Genomic DNA, 14773 nt, shown 5'->3' on the forward strand with positions numbered 1-14773 from the left:
GGGCCCCGGAGGACCGCTCCGCCATGCAGATCCGGCGGCTGAAGCTCAGCGGTTTCAAGAGCTTCGTCGAACCCGCCGAGCTGCGCATCGAACCTGGGCTGACCGGGGTGGTCGGGCCCAACGGCTGCGGCAAGTCCAACCTGCTCGAGGCGATCCGCTGGGTCATGGGCGAAAGCTCGGCCAAATCGATGCGCGGCGGCGGGATGGAGGACGTGATCTTCGCCGGGACCACCGGCCGCCCACCCCGTGACTTCGCCGAGGTCGTGCTGCAGGGCGCCGCGGCCGACGGCGAGGAGCTGGAGGTGGTGCGCCGGATCGAGCGCGGGGCGGGCAGCGCCTACCGCGTCAACGGGCGCGACGTGCGCGCCAAGGATGTGGCGCTGGTTTTCGCCGATGCCGCAACCGGTGCCCACAGCCCGGCGCTGGTCAGCCAGGGCCGGATTGCCGCGGTCATCGCTGCACGGCCGGCGGAGCGGCGCCAGATGCTGGAGGAAGCGGCGGGGATCGCCGGGCTTCACGTCCGACGCAAGGACGCGGAGCAGAAGCTGCGCGCCACCGAGGCCAACCTCGCCCGGCTCGATGACATGCTCGCCGGGCTCGACCAGCAGATCGGCACGCTGCGGCGCCAGGCCCGCGCGGCCGAGCGCTATACCGCGCTGTCGGAACGGATCCGGGTGAGCGAGGCCCGGCAGGTCTTCGCCCGCTGGCGCGACGCCGCGACGGCGGCGCAGATGGCGCAGGCGGAGGCGGCCGCGGCCGAGCAGCAGGTGGCCGCAGCCCAGCACGCCGCCGCGCTGGCCCAGCAGGCGCAGCACGCCGCGGCCGCCACCGTGGCGGCCGCGCGCGACGAGCTGGCCGACCGGCGTGATGATGCCACGGCTACCGCGCATCGCCTCGCCACGCTCTCGGCACAGCTCGAGACCGCCGAGCAGCGGCTTGCCGATCTCGACCGGCAGCGTCGCCGGCTCGAGGCCGACCGCGGCGAGGCCGACCGGTTGACGCGCGATGCTGCGGCAGCGCTCGCCCGGCTGAGCCGCGACGTAAGCGATGGCGAGGCAGCGGTCGCCGCGGCGACGGCCGCCCTGCCCGCCCTGCAGGGCGCGGTCGAGCGCGCCGAGGCGGCCAGCCGCGCCGCCCAGCTGGCCCAGGCCGAGAGCACCGCGGCACAGGCCGGCTGCGAAGCCGAGTGGCGCATCGCCGAAGCAGCCGTGGGCGCGGCCCAAGCCCGGCTGACGCGACTGCAGGGCGAACAGGCCAGGCTGGCCGAGCAACGCGCCGCGCTGGCCCGCGAAGCCGATCCCGCGGCGGCTTGCGCCGCTGCCGAAGCCGCGCTGGCGGCAGCGCGGGCAGCGCTGGCCGCGGCGCGGGATCATCTCACCCAGCAGCAGGCCCGGCGCACCACGCTGCGGGCAGCGCAGGATGCGGCGCAGAGCACGCTTGCCGCAGCGCGGGCCGATCTGGCCGGGGTCGAGCGCGAGTTCCAGGCGCTCGACCGCGATCGCCAGGCGCGGACCCGCCAGAACTCGGGGGAGGCCGGTCCGCCGCTGCTCGACCGTCTCCGCGCCGCACCCGGCTACGAACGCGCGCTCGCCGCGGTGCTAGGGCGCGATGCCCGCGCCCCGGTCGGCCCTGCCCCGGTCGGCGATGGCCGGGTCTGGACCGGCGCGCCAGTGCCGCCGGCCGTGGCCGACAGCCTCGCCGCCCATGTTTCGGCCGCGCCGTCCGAGCTGGCCGCGCGGCTGGCATTGGTCCACATGGCCGAGACGGACGATGGCCGCGCGCTGGCGCCAGGCGAATGGCTGGTGACACGCGCTGGCCAGCTGCGCCGCTGGGACGGTTTCGTCGCCCATGGCGAGGGTGCGGCCGAAGCGGCCCGGCTCGAGGCCGACAACCGCCATGCTGCACTCGCGGCGCAGCGCCCCGCGCTGCTTGCCGCGGTCGAGATGGCGCAGGCCGATGAGACCCGGTCAACCGCCGCGCTGGCGGCGCTGCAGGTGGCCCTGGTCGCGGACGAACGCGCGGTGGCGGGAGCGGTCGAAGCCGAACGGGCCGCGCTGCGCGCGCTGGACCGGGCCGAGGCGCTACACGCCCAGCGCAGCGCGCGCAGTGCTGAGCTGGATCGCATGGCGGCCGAACTGGCCGGACGTCAGGCCGAGGCCGAGGCCGAGTTGACAGCCACCCGGGCTGCTTTGACAGCCTTGCCCGACCCCGCGATCGGCCGCGCGGCCTGCGAGGCCGCCCGGCACCGTCATGACGCCGCGCGCGAGGCCCATCTTGCCGCCGTGGCAGCGCTCTCGGCCCAGGACCAGGCCCTGGCCGCGCTGCGCGAGCGGGCCGCGGCACGCGCCGCCGACCGCCGCGGCTGGGAGGCCCGGGCCGGCGATGCGACCCGCCGCCTCGCCGAAATGGAGCAGCGCTTCGCCGAAATCGCCGAGGAACGGGCAGTCATTGCAGCCAAGCCGGCCGGACTGGAAACCGCGATCGCCGAGTGCGAGACGACCGCCCAGCGGCTGTCCGCCGAACTGGCAGCAGCCGAGGCACGCCTGGCCACGGCCGAGGCCGAGGCCCGCGCCACCGAGCAGGGGCTCAACGCGGCTGGCGAGGCCCTCGCCAACGCCCGCGAACGGCGTGCCGGTGCAGCCGCCCGCGCAACCGCCGAAGAGGACCGCCGTGCCGAACAGGCGCGCGTCTCGGGCGAACGCTTCCAGTGCCCGCCGCCGCTCCTGCCTGAGCGCTTCGGCTTCACCAGCGCGGCCGTGGGCGCCGCCGCGGACGAGGGGCGCGAGTTCGAGCGGCTGCTGGGCGAACGTGAGCGGATCGGCCCGGTCAACCTGGTTGCGGCGCAGGAGCTGGCCGAGGCGGAAGGGCGCCATGCCGGAATCCTCTCCGACCAGGCGGAGCTGGGCGAGGCCATCCACCGGCTGCGCGGTTCGATCGGCAGCCTCAATCGCGAGGGCCGGGAACGCCTGCGCGCCGCGTTCGAGGCGGTTGATGGCCATTTCCGCACCCTGTTCACCCGACTGTTCGAAGGCGGCCAGGCCCATCTCGCGCTGGTCGATTCGGACGATCCCCTCGAAGCCGGGCTCGAGATCTATGCCCAGCCGCCGGGCAAGCGGCTGCAATCGCTGACGCTGCTTTCAGGCGGCGAGCAGGCACTCACCGCGGTGGCGTTGATCTTCGCCCTGTTCCTCACCAACCCGGCCCCGATCTGCGTGCTCGACGAGGTCGATGCGCCACTCGACGATGCCAACATCGAGCGCTTCTGCAACCTGCTCGACGCCATGGCCCGCGAGACGGCGACCCGCTACCTGATCGTCACCCACAACGCCGTGACGATGAGCCGGATGCACCGCCTGTTCGGCGTGACCATGGTCGAGCGCGGGGTGTCGCGCCTGGTCAGCGTCGATCTCGGCGGGGCGGAGGCGCTGCTCGCGGCCGAGTGATCCGGGCGCACCGCCGCGCTTGGCGCGCTTGCCGCGCGGGGCCGGCTGGGGCATCCCCCCGCCATGCTTCCTGTCGAACCTGCGGCCTCGGGCCGATCGCTGCCCTGGTATCGCCACCTGTACCTGCAGGTGCTGGTGGCGATCCTTGGCGGCATCCTGCTGGGCCATTTCGCCCCGACGTCCGGCGCTGCGCTCAAGCCGCTGGGCGATGGCTTCATCGCGCTGGTCCGCATGGTGATCCCGCCGGTGATCTTCCTGACAATCGTCACCGGCATCGCCGGACTGCGCGACATGGCCGAGGTTGGCCGCATCGCCGCCATGGCGATGGGCTATTTCCTCGTCCTGTCGAGCGCGGCGCTGGTGGTCGGGCTGGTGGTCGCCAATATCGTCCGGCCGGGGGCAGGGCTGAACATCGACCCCGCCTCGCTTGATCCGGGCAAGGTGGCCGACTTTGCCGCCAAGGCCCACGATGCCACGGTCACCGACTTCCTTGGGGGGATCATCCCGGAAACGCTGGTCTCCGCCCTGACCGGCGGCAACGTGCTGCAAGTCCTGCTGGTGGCGATCCTGTTCGGCTACGCGCTGGCGCTCTCGGGCGAGCCGGGCCGCCGCCTGCTGCCGTTGTTCGAGGATCTCACCCAGGTGGTGTTCCGGATCGTCGGACTGGTCATGCAGGCCGCCCCGATCGGCGCATTCGCCGCGATGGCCTTCACCATCGGCCGGTACGGGATCGGCACGGTTGCCAATCTCGCCTGGCTGGTCGCCACCTTCTACGCCACCTCGCTGCTGTTCGTCGTGGTGGTCCTCGGCGCGGTCGCCCGGCTGGCGGGCTTTTCGCTGTTCCGCCTGGTCGCCTATCTCAAGGCCGAACTGCTGCTGGTGCTCGGCACCTCATCCTCGGAAAGCGCCCTGCCCGCGCTGATCAGCAAGCTCGAGCGCGCCGGTTGCCCACCGGGCGTGGTCGGGCTGGTCGTGCCGACCGGCTACAGCTTCAACCTCGACGGCACCAACATCTATATGACGCTGGCCGCCCTGTTCATTGCCCAGGCCTGCAACATCGAGCTCAGCCTTGGGCAACAGCTCGCCCTGCTGGGGGTGGCGATGATCTCGTCGAAGGGTGCCGCGGGCGTGACCGGGGCAGGCTTCATCACGCTCGCTGCCACGCTTTCGATCGTGCCCGAGGTTCCCGTAGCCGGCATGGCGCTGATCCTCGGGGTCGATCGCTTCATGTCCGAGTGCCGCAGCCTGACCAACTTTGTCGGTAATGCGGTCGCCACGGTGGTGGTGGCGCGGTGGGACGGGGGCCTCGATCGTGCTGCGCTGGACCGGGCACTGGGCTCGGGAGCCGCTCCGGACCCCACCGGACGACAGACGCCATAGTCACACGCCGCGCTTGGCCTTTGCCGCGCCAGCCCCTATCTGAGGGACAATGCTCTCGCTTGGCAAATCCCAGTTCTGGCGCAACGCCAGCCCCACCGGCGCGATCGCCGACTTCCGCGAGGTCTGGCGTCAGGCTGGTGTCCGGCGCTGGCCTTTCGTCGCGGCCGCGCTCGCCACCACGCTCGGGGTCTTCTACGTGATCGTGCAGGAAAGCTGGCAAGGGCCTCCGCCCAAGCCCAGGGTGACCTACATCAACTCCTGGACCATCGACAGAACCGACGCCGAGATCGAGCGCGAGATCATCGCCAACCAGAAGCTGCAGGACCGCTTGCGCGCCGAGCAGGCCGCGCGTGAGGAGAAGGTCAAGGCGATCTACCGCACGCTCGGCAAGGTGTCAGGGCTCGACACGGCCAAGATCGAGCGCGAGGCGGCCGCGCAGGCCGCGCGCGAGAAGGCCGCGCACGATCGCGCCATCGGGCTGGCGCCGCGCGCCGCGAAGACATCGGAGAGCAGCGCTGGGCGCTGACGCCGCCGACCTGCGCTGGCTCGAGGCCGCGGCCCGGCTTGCGGCGCGCGGGATGCCGTTGAGCCATCCCAACCCGGCGGTCGGCGCGATCGTCGTGCGCGACGGGCGTGTGATCGGGCGCGGCTGGACCCAGCCCGGGGGACGGCCCCATGCCGAGGCCATGGCGCTGGCCAGCGCCGGCGATGCCAGCGGGGCCACGCTGTACGTCACGCTCGAACCCTGCGCCCATGTCAGTCCGCGCGGCCCGGCCTGCGCCGATCTGGTTGCCGCGGCGGGGCTGGCGCGGGTGGTGGTGGGCCAGGGCGATCCCGATCCCCGCACCGCTGGGCAGGGCCTGGCCCGCCTCCGCGCCGCGGGTGTCGCCGCCGAGCTGGTCGCCGCACCGGCCTGCGCCGACAGCCTTGCGGGCTATCTCACGAGGACGCGGCTGGGGCGTCCGGCGGTGACGCTCAAGCTGGCGCTCTCGCTCGACGGGGCCCTGGCACTGGGCAGCGGCGAATCGCAGTGGCTCACCGGTCCGGTCGCCCGTGCCCACACCCACGCCCAGCGCGCCCGCGCTGATGCCATCTTGGTCGGTGGCGGCACCCTGCGGGCAGACCGGCCGCGGCTCGACGTGCGCCTTCCCGGGCTGGCCGAGCGAAGTCCCGCGCGCTGGGTGCTAACCCGCGGCACCGCGCCGGACGGCTGGACCGCTGTGCCCGAGCCAACCGCAATCCTTGGTCTCGGGACGGCCCAGAACCTGTTCGTCGAAGGCGGCGCGCAGACCGCGGCCGCGTTCCTGGCGGCCGATCTGGTCGACCGTCTGCTGATCTACCGTGCCCCGATCGTCATCGGCGGGGGCCGTCCCGGCGTCGCCGACCTCGGTCTCACCAGCCTCGCCGCGGCGCACGGGCGCTGGCGCGAGGTGGACCGGCGGACGCTTGGCAGCGACCGGCTCGAAGTCTACGAGCGCACCCGCAACACCTGAAAGGCCGCGCATGTTTACCGGGATCGTCACCGCCATCGGCACCATCCGCGAAACGACGCAGCAGGGCGACCTGCGCGCGGTGATCACCTGCCCCTGGGACCCTGCCGGGATCGCCATCGGCGCCTCGATCGCCTGTTCAGGCACCTGCCTGACCGTGGTGGATCGCGGCGGGAGCCCGGGCGACGCATGGTTCGCGGTCGACATCTCGGGCGAAACCGTGTCGTGCACGCCGGCCGGGCGCTGGACGACGGGCACGCCGCTGAATCTCGAGCCGGCGCTGCGGCTGGGCGACGAGCTTGGCGGGCACATCGTCACCGGTCACGTCGACGGGGTCGGCGCGGTGGTCGGCCTGGCGCGCTCGGGCGATTCGTGGCGGGTGGACATTGCCGCTCCCGCGGCGCTGGCGCCCTATATTGCCGCCAAGGGTTCGATCACGGTCGACGGCGTCTCGCTGACGGTCAACGTCGTGGCCGACCAGCCCGACGGCACCTGCCGGTTCGCGCTCAACATCATCCCGCACACCGCGGAGGTGACCACGCTGGGCGCGCTGGCCGAGGGCAGCGAGGTCAATCTCGAGATCGACGTGCTGGCGCGCTACCTGCAGCGGATGAACAGCCTGCGGGGGTGAGACCCCAAGGGGCTTCGGCAGGGAGAGCAGAACCCGCGAGCCCAAGAACGCCCCGTCATCCCCTGCTGCTGCCGTGTCGTGTGGATCGGCTTGTGCCGAGCGGTCACGCCACGCCCAGCTCCAACGCATTCGTATACCGCATGGACCCTGCTCCATCCGCACGGCAGTCTCCCGCCAAACACCGGGAGAGAGACCATGCCGCGCCTGATCGGGCTGATCGTCATGCTGGGCTTATCGCTGGGCCTGATGATGGAGCACCCTGCCCGGGCCCAGCCCGAGCCCGCGCCCGATCGGGGCCGCCTGCTCGAATACGAACGTGTCACCGCCGCCGGCCTGCCCGAACAGCGCCTGACGATCTGGCTGCCCCCCGGCTACGATGGCGCGACCCGACGCTATCCGGTGCTCTACATGCACGACGGGCACAACCTGTTTGATGTGAAGCACAGCAACTTCAACAAGATCTGGGCGGCCGACGCGGCCTTGCTGCGGGCCATGGCGACCGGTCGGGTGGCGCCCCACATCATCGTCGGGGTCTGGGCGCCGGGGACCGACCGCTACCGCCAGTACCTGCCGGCCGACATCCACCAGGCGGCCGCACCGGCCCTGCGCGCCCGGATGGATGCCGTGGCCGGGGGACCGATCGTCTCGCAGGCCTATCTCGCCTGGCTGGCCGGACCGCTCAAGCAGTGGATCGACGCGAGCTTCCGCACCTTGCCCGACCGCGATCACACCGCGATCGCCGGATCGTCGATGGGCGGCCTGATGAGCTGCTATGCCTTCCTGCGCCGCCCGGACGTCTATGGCCGCGCGGCCTGCGTCAGCTCGCACTGGCCGGCGATCGACCCGCGCGAAGTGGGCCGGACCACGGCCGACGGCGAAGCCGCCCTGGCGCGGCAGTGGGGGGACTGGTTCGCGACCGGCCTGGGCGAGCCACGCGGCCGCCGGCTGTGGCTGGATCACGGCACCGAAACGCTTGATGCCTTCTATGCCCCCTACCAGGCGGAGGTCGACGCCCGCATCGCCGGGGCGGGCTGGCGCAAGGGCAGCGACTGGGAAAGCAAGGTCTATCCCGGCGCCGAGCATGAGGAAAACGCCTGGGCGGCGCGGCTCCCCGAGATCCTGGAGTGGCTGCTACGGGAATAGGCCGCGCAGCCGGTCTCATGGCCGAAAGCGGAGGACCCGGGCCAGCGCGCAGCCGCGGCGTCTGCCGTGCCAGCCAGTCCTGCGAAGCGGCAACCCGGCAGGCAGGCGCGGAAAGAGGCCAACGTCCCGTCTTTCATCGGGGTGTCTCCCCATAACGCGCCGCCGCATCAGGCCCATGCCGATGCGCTGTCCTACATCGCCCGAAGGTGTCATGCTCGGCGCCGGCTCTTTCCCATCGTTGGTTCCAGCACGACGGCGAACTGCACTTTGCTGTGCGTCTGTGCGTGAGGTTCGTGAAGTTGGTGAAGTTGGTGAAGTTCGTCAGCACATGGCCGAACACACTATCTTCTTCAGAGTTTTAAAGACCTTGCGCTGCGGCGCGCGTGGCGCCGACGCGTGCGAGCTCTCTGGAAAACAGTGAAGATACAAGGCGAAGGCAAAGCCCGGGGTGTGCTGTTCAGGGCGCAGTCGCGGTTCAGCCCGCGGCGTTGGCGCTCAACTGGCTGTAGACGCCCAGCCGGTCGGTGATCTGCCAATGGCCGGTTAGGCGGTCGTCGGCGTCGAAGTGGTACACCGTCGCGCCCGACATGCGAATGGGCCGGCGGGTGGCGGGGAAGCCCGGCAGGTCGCCCAGATGGGTGGCCGCCCAGGTCCAGGTCATCACGACCCGGTCACCGTCGCCGAGCAGGTCGCGGAGGGTGAAGCGCTGGTCCGGGAAGGCCGCGCGCGAGCGGATGAGGCGATCGAAGAAGCCCGCTGGGTCGAGCGTCTGTCCATCCCACGGATCGCCGGGATCGTGGTGGATTGTGTAGGCCGGCGCCAGAAAGCCTTCCGCGGCCGCGGCGTTGCCCTCGTCCCACACCTCGCGGATGAAGGCGACGAGGCGTCGCTGGCGATGCGTGGTGGCCGCGGTAGACACCGGCTCAGCCGGCAGTGACGTCGGCGACGGCGGCGATGAACTTGTCGATGTTGCCCATGGTCAGCCCGGCCACGTTGATCCGGCCCGAGCCTGCCATGTAGACCCCGTGCTTCTCGCGCATCGCGAGAATCTGCTCGGCGGTCAGCGGAACGATCGAGAACAGGCCGTGCTGGCCGCCCATCGGGGTCAGATCCACGGTTCCGGCGGTGCCCGCCGCGGCCAGTCTGGCGCGCACCTGGCGCATCCGCTCGCGCATGGTATCGAGCTCGGCGAGCCAGAGCTTTACCAGCCCCTCGTCCTCGAGCACCAGCCGCACCGCAGCCGCGCCATGATCCGGCGGCATCGACCAGGCGGCGCGCGCCAGGGCGTGCCCGTTCGACAGCGCCGCGGCCACCTGATCGGCGCTCTCGGTCATCACGTAGACCGCGCCGACGCGATCACGATACAGCCCGAAGTTCTTGTCGCAACTGTAGGCGATGAGGGCTTCAGGCACTTCAGCGAGGACGCGCCGCACGCCGTAGGCATCGGCCTCCATGCCCGCGCCAAGCCCCTGGTAGGCGAGGTCGAGAATCGGCAGCAGGGCCTTGGCCTTGAGCAGCGGGGCGATCTCGTCCCACTGGGCATCACTGTAATCGATCCCGCTGGGATTGTGGCAGCAGCCGTGCAGCAGGATGGCATCGCCCGCCGCGGCCTGGTTCACCGCGAAGCGCAGCGAATCCATATCGACGAACCCGGTCTTGCTGGCGTGGACGAAGCCTTTCAGCTCAAGCCCGAGGTCGGCGATGATCTGCGCATGGTTAGGCCAGCTCGGGGTGCCCATCCAGATGCGCTTGACGCCGGCGCGCTTGGCCAGGGCCAGGGCCAGACGCACAGCCCCGGTCCCACCGGGGGTCTGCATGCCGTCGATGCGGCCGCCCATGGTCGGATCCTTGGCGCCGAACACGTAGGGCATCAGCGCATGGACGAAGCCCATGTCGCCCTCGGGGCCGAGATAGGCCTTCGAATCCTGGCTCTCGAGCAGCTTCTGCTCGGCCGCCTTGATGCAGGCAAAGACCGGCGTAGAGCCGGTGTCGGTGCGATAGACGCCCACGCCGAGGTCGATCTTGTCGGCCCGCGGGTCGGCGTTGTGGAGCTTGATCAGCGCCAGCAGCGCGTCGGCGGGCTGCTGCTGCAGATGGGCGAGCGAGGGTACGGCGTCGGTCATGGCCCGGGCCTTTAGCCCGCTGGCACGCGAGGGCAAGCCTCTTTAGGACCGCGCCCCGCTCAGAACGGGAACCACCGCGACTTGCGGGTGATCTTCATGTAGCCGGCGTTGACCCCGAGCCGCAGACCCACGCCCATCCGCACCGGGATCAGCACCACGTCCTTGCGGCGCAGGTAGGAGACATGGAAACCTCCAACCAGATAGGCCTGGCCCTCACCAGCGCCGAAGCGGTGATAGAGATCGTCGGTGTTGTAGAGGTTGTAGACCAGCACGAAGGTGTTGCCGGCGCTGGCTCCGGCATCGATCCCGATTGACGGCCCTGTCCAGTAGACCGGCTTCTGTCCCTCGACCTTGTGGTAGAGCGTGCCCGAGCCATAGCGCAACCCGACCACGACCGCCCCGCCGCCCTCGCGGCCGACGATGTAACCGTTTGGCTCGCCCTGCTTGGCGAGCAGATCCTTGATCAGGTCGGCAAGGCCCTTGGCGCCCTTGCCGAACACGCCCTCGGCCGCGCCGATCAGATCGTCCTGCTTGTAGGTACCGCCCTGCTGGCTGGCCTGGGCAGGGTTGGTTGCGGCCTGGGCAGCCGCTTTCTCGGCACTGGCCTGGGCGGCGACGGTGGCGAAGCTGGGCTCCGGCTGCCCGACCGCGGCCGGCGTGATCGCCGGCGCGGCGGTGGCGGCTCCCGGGGCCGCCTGCTGCTGCAGCGGCACCAGATCGCCGTCGATCGCCTTGTCGGGATCGACCGTACGGACTTGGGCGAAGGCCGGCGCGGCACCTGAGGCCAAGGCCAGGCCGGCCAGGGCCACCGCCCAGCCGCGGCTCATCCGTGCGGTCCAGCTGCGCATAGCATCCATTCTCTTGTCCCCGATCCGGCGGTGGTAGAATCGATGCCTCGGCCAGCCGCAATGAACCCGCGATGAGCCGAGTCGGTTTTGCGGCCGAACGAGCCCGCCGACACCGCCGGAAAGGAGGCGGCAGGAAAAACCGCGCAGCACCCTTGCCGCCCCGCCCACCCGCCGCTATAGCCCGCCTCCGCCGCTACAGCCGGAGACGTGGGTGAGTGGCTGAAACCAACGGTTTGCTAAACCGTCGTACTGGTAAATCCGGTACCGAGGGTTCGAATCCCTCCGTCTCCGCCATAATTCCATTTGTGCCAACGCATTAGCAACCTGCGCCTCGGCGCGCGTGGGGTGCTTCAAACTTGCAATTTTCTGCGCCGTGTAAGGGCCCGCATAGCCTGGGTTCTCGCTCTGCGGTCACGGTTGTGAGCTTGCATGAACATCGCTGACTAGAGTGTCATTCGTGACGGTGATCGATATCAACTTGAGACTTGCTCGCAGAGGAACTGCTCATGCGTTGCGCTTCACCGATTGCTCTCCTTCTTGCGATGCTCGCGCCAGTGACTGGCCTTGCCAAGAGCCCGGAGGCGATGACCGCCGAGGGTGCAGTTGCCGGCACTTCAGTTCATGGCATTGACGTGTTCCGCGGCATTCCGTTTGCTGCAGCACCAACCGGACCGAACCGTTGGCGCTCGCCTCAGCCCGCAGCGCCATGGAAGGGTGTCCGCGTAGCGCAAGACTTTGCGCCGGATTGCATGCAAACCCCTTCCCCGACATCTGAGGCCCCATTGCGTACGACGCCGTCGGAAGACTGCCTCTATCTCAATGTCTGGAAACCCGCGGCCGCGAAGAAGGGCGCCAAGCAGCCTGTGCTCGTCTGGATCTATGGCGGTGCTTTCATAAGGGGCGGGTCATCGCCGGCAAGCTATGATGGAACCGCCTTTGCCAGGGCCGGTATTGTCTTCGTAAGCTTCAACTATCGTGTCGGGAGGTTCGGTTTCTTCTCCCACCCTGCCTTGAGCGCCGAGGCGGGCAAACCCGTTGGCAACTTTGCCATGGAAGACCAGGTTGCCGCCCTGAAATGGGTCCGGGCAAACATCCCAAGCTTCGGCGGTGACCCTGCCAAGGTGACCATCATGGGCGAAAGTGCCGGTGGCACTGCCGTCATCAACTTGCTCACAATGCCGTCCGCGCAGGGATTGTTCCGGGGTGCAATCGCCATGTCAGGAGGCGGTCGTTCGCTGCTTCCCACTGCCACCCAGAAACGCGGCGAGCAGGTCGGGATCGACTTTGCCATGAAGCATGGCATCTCGGATACTGGAGTCGCCGGTCTTGCGGCATTGCGGGCCCTGCCCGCAGAGGCTGTGCGCGGATCGGATCTGTTCGCTGACCGATTTGCCCATCCCTCTACGTATGTGGGGGGCTACGTGGCCGAGGGTTCGGTGTTGGTGGGACAGAGCGATACGCTGATGGAAGCCGGCAAGTTCGCCAAGGTGCCGGTCATGATCGGCATGACCAGCGCTGACGGGGGGCTGACCTTTGCGCGTGACAAGGAGGCGCTCTATGCCAGTTTCGGGGAACATGGTCCAGCCTTGCGCCGGCTCTACGACCCGCAGGGCTTGGTACCGTTTGACGACCTGTCGCGTAGATTGACCGGCGACCAGTACATGGCGGAGCCAGCGCGCTTCGTGGCCCGGCACGTCGCCGCATCAGGCCAGAAGGCGTGGGTCTATCGCTTCGGCTATGTCGCAGAAAGCAAACGGGCTGAATGGCCGGCAGGCGCGCCGCATGCCACGGACATACCTTATTTTTTCAACACAGTCGAAGAACGCTATGGCTCCCTCACTACGGCGCTGGACCGAAAAGCCGCTACATTGGCGCACAGATATGTCGTGAACTTCGTTAAGTCGGGGGACCCCAATGGGCGATCCTTGCCCGCCTGGCCGACCTACAACCGCTTGAGCGAGGCTGTGCTGCAGCACAACATGGACGCAGAAGCTACGTCCACATTCGATCCATTCAGGGAGAGGCTCGATATACTTGAACAGGTGGCGAATTCTTGGGCGAACAAGTGAATTCATGATACAAGCACAGCGATACATTTGTCCCACCACCGCGCTTTGCTGATTACAGTGAGCAAAGTTCAACCTTAGCTTGTCAATCCGCGTCCAATCAGGCGCGCCTATTGGCGCATAAATGGGCACCCTTACGATTGTGGGGTTGGGCTGATGCCGGGGGGGCAGCTCACCCGATGCAAGACTGGCCTTAGCCGATCTTGCTGCTTGCGTGCCGCAAAACAACCGCCCTGCTGGACACAAGCGCCCCGTCAGATTGATGGGGTCAGCCGTAGCAATGCGCTCCCATGTGGATTGACCTTGCGTTCAAGAACGTCCTGCGCGGCCCCATCGGGCCGTTGCGCCCACAGGTCGCGCACTTGCACACGTTGATGGATACCTAGTTGCGACAGGGCGATCCGGACCGGCTTGGCTGCCTCGGTGGTGTTAAACAGCGCGACATAGAGATCATCGCCGTGCTCCACACGGGCAGACCAAATTGGTGTTCCATCAGCGACGAAATGCGGCCGATTGCCAGTGCTGGCCTGATTGACTGCCAATACCTCGCGATTGGTCAGCAGGGCCAGCGTCGGCGCATCGAGATGGCGCAGATCCCCGCCCATGATCAGTGGCGATCGCGCAATGGACCACAGCGTCATCAGCGTGCGCTGTTCGTCAGGGGTAAAGCGTGTGTCGCGCTGCCCCAAGGCAAGCCGACCCAGTGGCAGCATGTCAGCATCGGGCCAAGCACCGGGGCGGCGCCACGGGTTCCAGTTTTCCAGACGCGTGAATTGCGCCTGCAGCAAAGGCCATTCATCCCAGAAATCATCCGAAATGCGCCACATTTGCGCAAAATTGCGCACATGGCCACCCCGCACCACTGGCGTCTCGCCCGGCGACAGGCTGAGGATAATCGGCCGCTTGCATCGGCTGATGGCGGCATGGGCGGCCTCGATCTCGGGCGCGTGGGCGTCATAAGGACGGCTCATGTCGTCCATCTTGATGAAGTCCACACCCCAGGAGGCATAAAGCCGAAAGACGCTGTCATAATAGGCCTGCGCACCAGGCTTGCTCATGTCGACCCCGTACATGTCGGGGTTCCACGGACAGGTTTGCTCGACATTAGCAATGTCGCGGGCGTAGGATGAAGTGCCCCATATCGGCAGGTTACGCTCGACCGCCGCGCGCGGGATGCCACGCATCAGATGCATTCCGAATTTGAGGCCGCGCGCTTGTACCTGACGAGCCAGCGGACCGAAACCACCTCCATCCGCGCTCGAGGGGAATCGGTTGGGGGCGGGCAGAAGGCGGCCGAAGCCATCCATTGTGGGCGTGGGCTTGGCGGTATACGTGTAACTTGAAGCGTTTGGCTCGTACCATTGAATGTCGATGGTAAAGATCGAGTAGCCGAACGGCAGCAACTTCTCTGCCATGATTGTGGCGGTGTCGAGCGCCTCCGCCTCATTTATGGTCGTGGCAAAGCTGTTCCAGCTGTTCCATCCCATCGGCGGGCAGGGTGCCAACGTTGGGTGACGGTTATGCGACCTGGTGTTTGCAAGTGCCGATGAACCAGCGCCAGCCAGTGCCGCCCCGAGAAGCGATCTGCGATCAAGTTGCAAAGCTGGCCTGCCGGGTTGATGGGTTGCGGTTGGACGATAGCGCGTGAA

Annotated in this window: 11 protein-coding genes and 1 tRNA gene; 8 read left to right on the top strand and 4 right to left on the bottom strand. The window is 68.7% G+C overall.

Going from position 1 to position 14773, the window contains the following annotated elements; genetic code table 11:
* The first annotated feature begins 23 nt into the window (after positions 1–23).
* The 6 genes from H7F53_RS04520 to H7F53_RS04545 all read left to right on the top strand — a co-directional run bounded on the left by H7F53_RS04520 (position 24) and on the right by H7F53_RS04545 (position 8087).
* Positions 24–3443 carry a chromosome segregation SMC family protein gene (locus tag H7F53_RS04520; protein ID WP_185678292.1) on the top strand — a complete coding sequence of 1140 codons (3420 nt, stop codon included), beginning with the start codon at positions 24–26 and terminating at the stop codon, positions 3441–3443.
* Positions 3444–3506: 63 nt separating this feature from the next.
* A complete protein-coding gene (locus H7F53_RS04525) occupies positions 3507–4823 on the top strand; it encodes a dicarboxylate/amino acid:cation symporter (RefSeq protein ID WP_185678293.1) in 1317 nt (438 codons plus the stop codon).
* Positions 4824–4872: 49 nt separating this feature from the next.
* Positions 4873–5349: a hypothetical protein gene (locus H7F53_RS04530; RefSeq protein ID WP_185678294.1), complete on the top strand. Its 477-nt coding sequence runs from the start codon at positions 4873–4875 to the stop codon at positions 5347–5349.
* Positions 5339–6316, top strand: a complete 978-nt coding sequence (ribD, locus tag H7F53_RS04535; RefSeq protein WP_185678413.1) for a bifunctional diaminohydroxyphosphoribosylaminopyrimidine deaminase/5-amino-6-(5-phosphoribosylamino)uracil reductase RibD — start codon at positions 5339–5341, stop codon at positions 6314–6316. The genes H7F53_RS04530 and ribD overlap by 11 nt, the downstream gene beginning before the upstream one ends.
* A gap of 10 nt (positions 6317–6326) precedes the next feature.
* On the top strand, positions 6327–6944 hold the full coding sequence (locus H7F53_RS04540; RefSeq protein ID WP_185678295.1) for a riboflavin synthase: 618 nt from the start codon (positions 6327–6329) through the stop codon (positions 6942–6944).
* A gap of 195 nt (positions 6945–7139) precedes the next feature.
* Positions 7140–8087, top strand: coding sequence for an alpha/beta hydrolase (locus H7F53_RS04545; protein ID WP_246438493.1), 948 nt, complete (start codon positions 7140–7142; stop codon positions 8085–8087).
* Between the two features lie 475 nt (positions 8088–8562).
* On the opposite strand, the gene H7F53_RS04550 is transcribed toward H7F53_RS04545, so the two are convergent.
* From H7F53_RS04550 to H7F53_RS04560, 3 genes are read right to left on the bottom strand one after another with little or no spacing between them, the layout of a single operon-like run.
* A complete protein-coding gene (locus H7F53_RS04550; protein WP_185678296.1) occupies positions 8563–9006 on the bottom strand; it encodes an ester cyclase in 444 nt (147 codons plus the stop codon).
* 4 nt (positions 9007–9010) lie between these two features.
* On the bottom strand, positions 9011–10210 hold the full coding sequence (locus tag H7F53_RS04555) for an amino acid aminotransferase (protein ID WP_185678297.1): 1200 nt from the start codon (positions 10208–10210) through the stop codon (positions 9011–9013).
* Positions 10211–10269: 59 nt separating this feature from the next.
* Entirely contained in the window at positions 10270–11058 is a 789-nt protein-coding gene (locus H7F53_RS04560) for a DUF1134 domain-containing protein (RefSeq protein WP_246438533.1), read from the bottom strand.
* 201 nt (positions 11059–11259) lie between these two features.
* Between H7F53_RS04560 and H7F53_RS04565 the strand changes: the two genes are divergently transcribed.
* Both H7F53_RS04565 and H7F53_RS04570 read left to right on the top strand, forming a co-directional pair.
* Positions 11260–11352: transfer RNA gene (locus H7F53_RS04565), tRNA-Ser, on the top strand.
* Positions 11353–11612: 260 nt separating this feature from the next.
* Positions 11613–13127 carry a carboxylesterase/lipase family protein gene (locus H7F53_RS04570; protein ID WP_221773566.1) on the top strand — a complete coding sequence of 505 codons (1515 nt, stop codon included), beginning with the start codon at positions 11613–11615 and terminating at the stop codon, positions 13125–13127.
* 251 nt (positions 13128–13378) lie between these two features.
* Here the strand turns inward: H7F53_RS04570 and H7F53_RS04575 are convergent, their stop codons facing one another.
* Entirely contained in the window at positions 13379–14629 is a 1251-nt protein-coding gene (locus H7F53_RS04575; protein ID WP_425498154.1) for a glycoside hydrolase family 27 protein, read from the bottom strand.
* Between the last annotated feature and the right edge of the window lie 144 nt (positions 14630–14773).

It is taken from the genome of Novosphingobium piscinae, from assembly GCF_014230355.1.
Classification (GTDB): domain Bacteria; phylum Pseudomonadota; class Alphaproteobacteria; order Sphingomonadales; family Sphingomonadaceae; genus Novosphingobium; species Novosphingobium piscinae.

Coding starts and splice junctions, on each gene's coding strand:
- H7F53_RS04520 (WP_185678292.1), top strand. CDS start 24: ATGCAGATCCGGCGGCTGAAGCTCAGCGGTTTCAAGAGCTTCGTCGAA.
- H7F53_RS04525 (WP_185678293.1), top strand. CDS start 3,507: ATGCTTCCTGTCGAACCTGCGGCCTCGGGCCGATCGCTGCCCTGGTAT.
- H7F53_RS04530 (WP_185678294.1), top strand. CDS start 4,873: ATGCTCTCGCTTGGCAAATCCCAGTTCTGGCGCAACGCCAGCCCCACC.
- H7F53_RS04540 (WP_185678295.1), top strand. CDS start 6,327: ATGTTTACCGGGATCGTCACCGCCATCGGCACCATCCGCGAAACGACG.
- H7F53_RS04545 (WP_246438493.1), top strand. CDS start 7,140: ATGCCGCGCCTGATCGGGCTGATCGTCATGCTGGGCTTATCGCTGGGC.
- H7F53_RS04555 (WP_185678297.1), bottom strand. CDS start 10,210: ATGACCGACGCCGTACCCTCGCTCGCCCATCTGCAGCAGCAGCCCGCC.
- H7F53_RS04560 (WP_246438533.1), bottom strand. CDS start 11,058: ATGCGCAGCTGGACCGCACGGATGAGCCGCGGCTGGGCGGTGGCCCTG.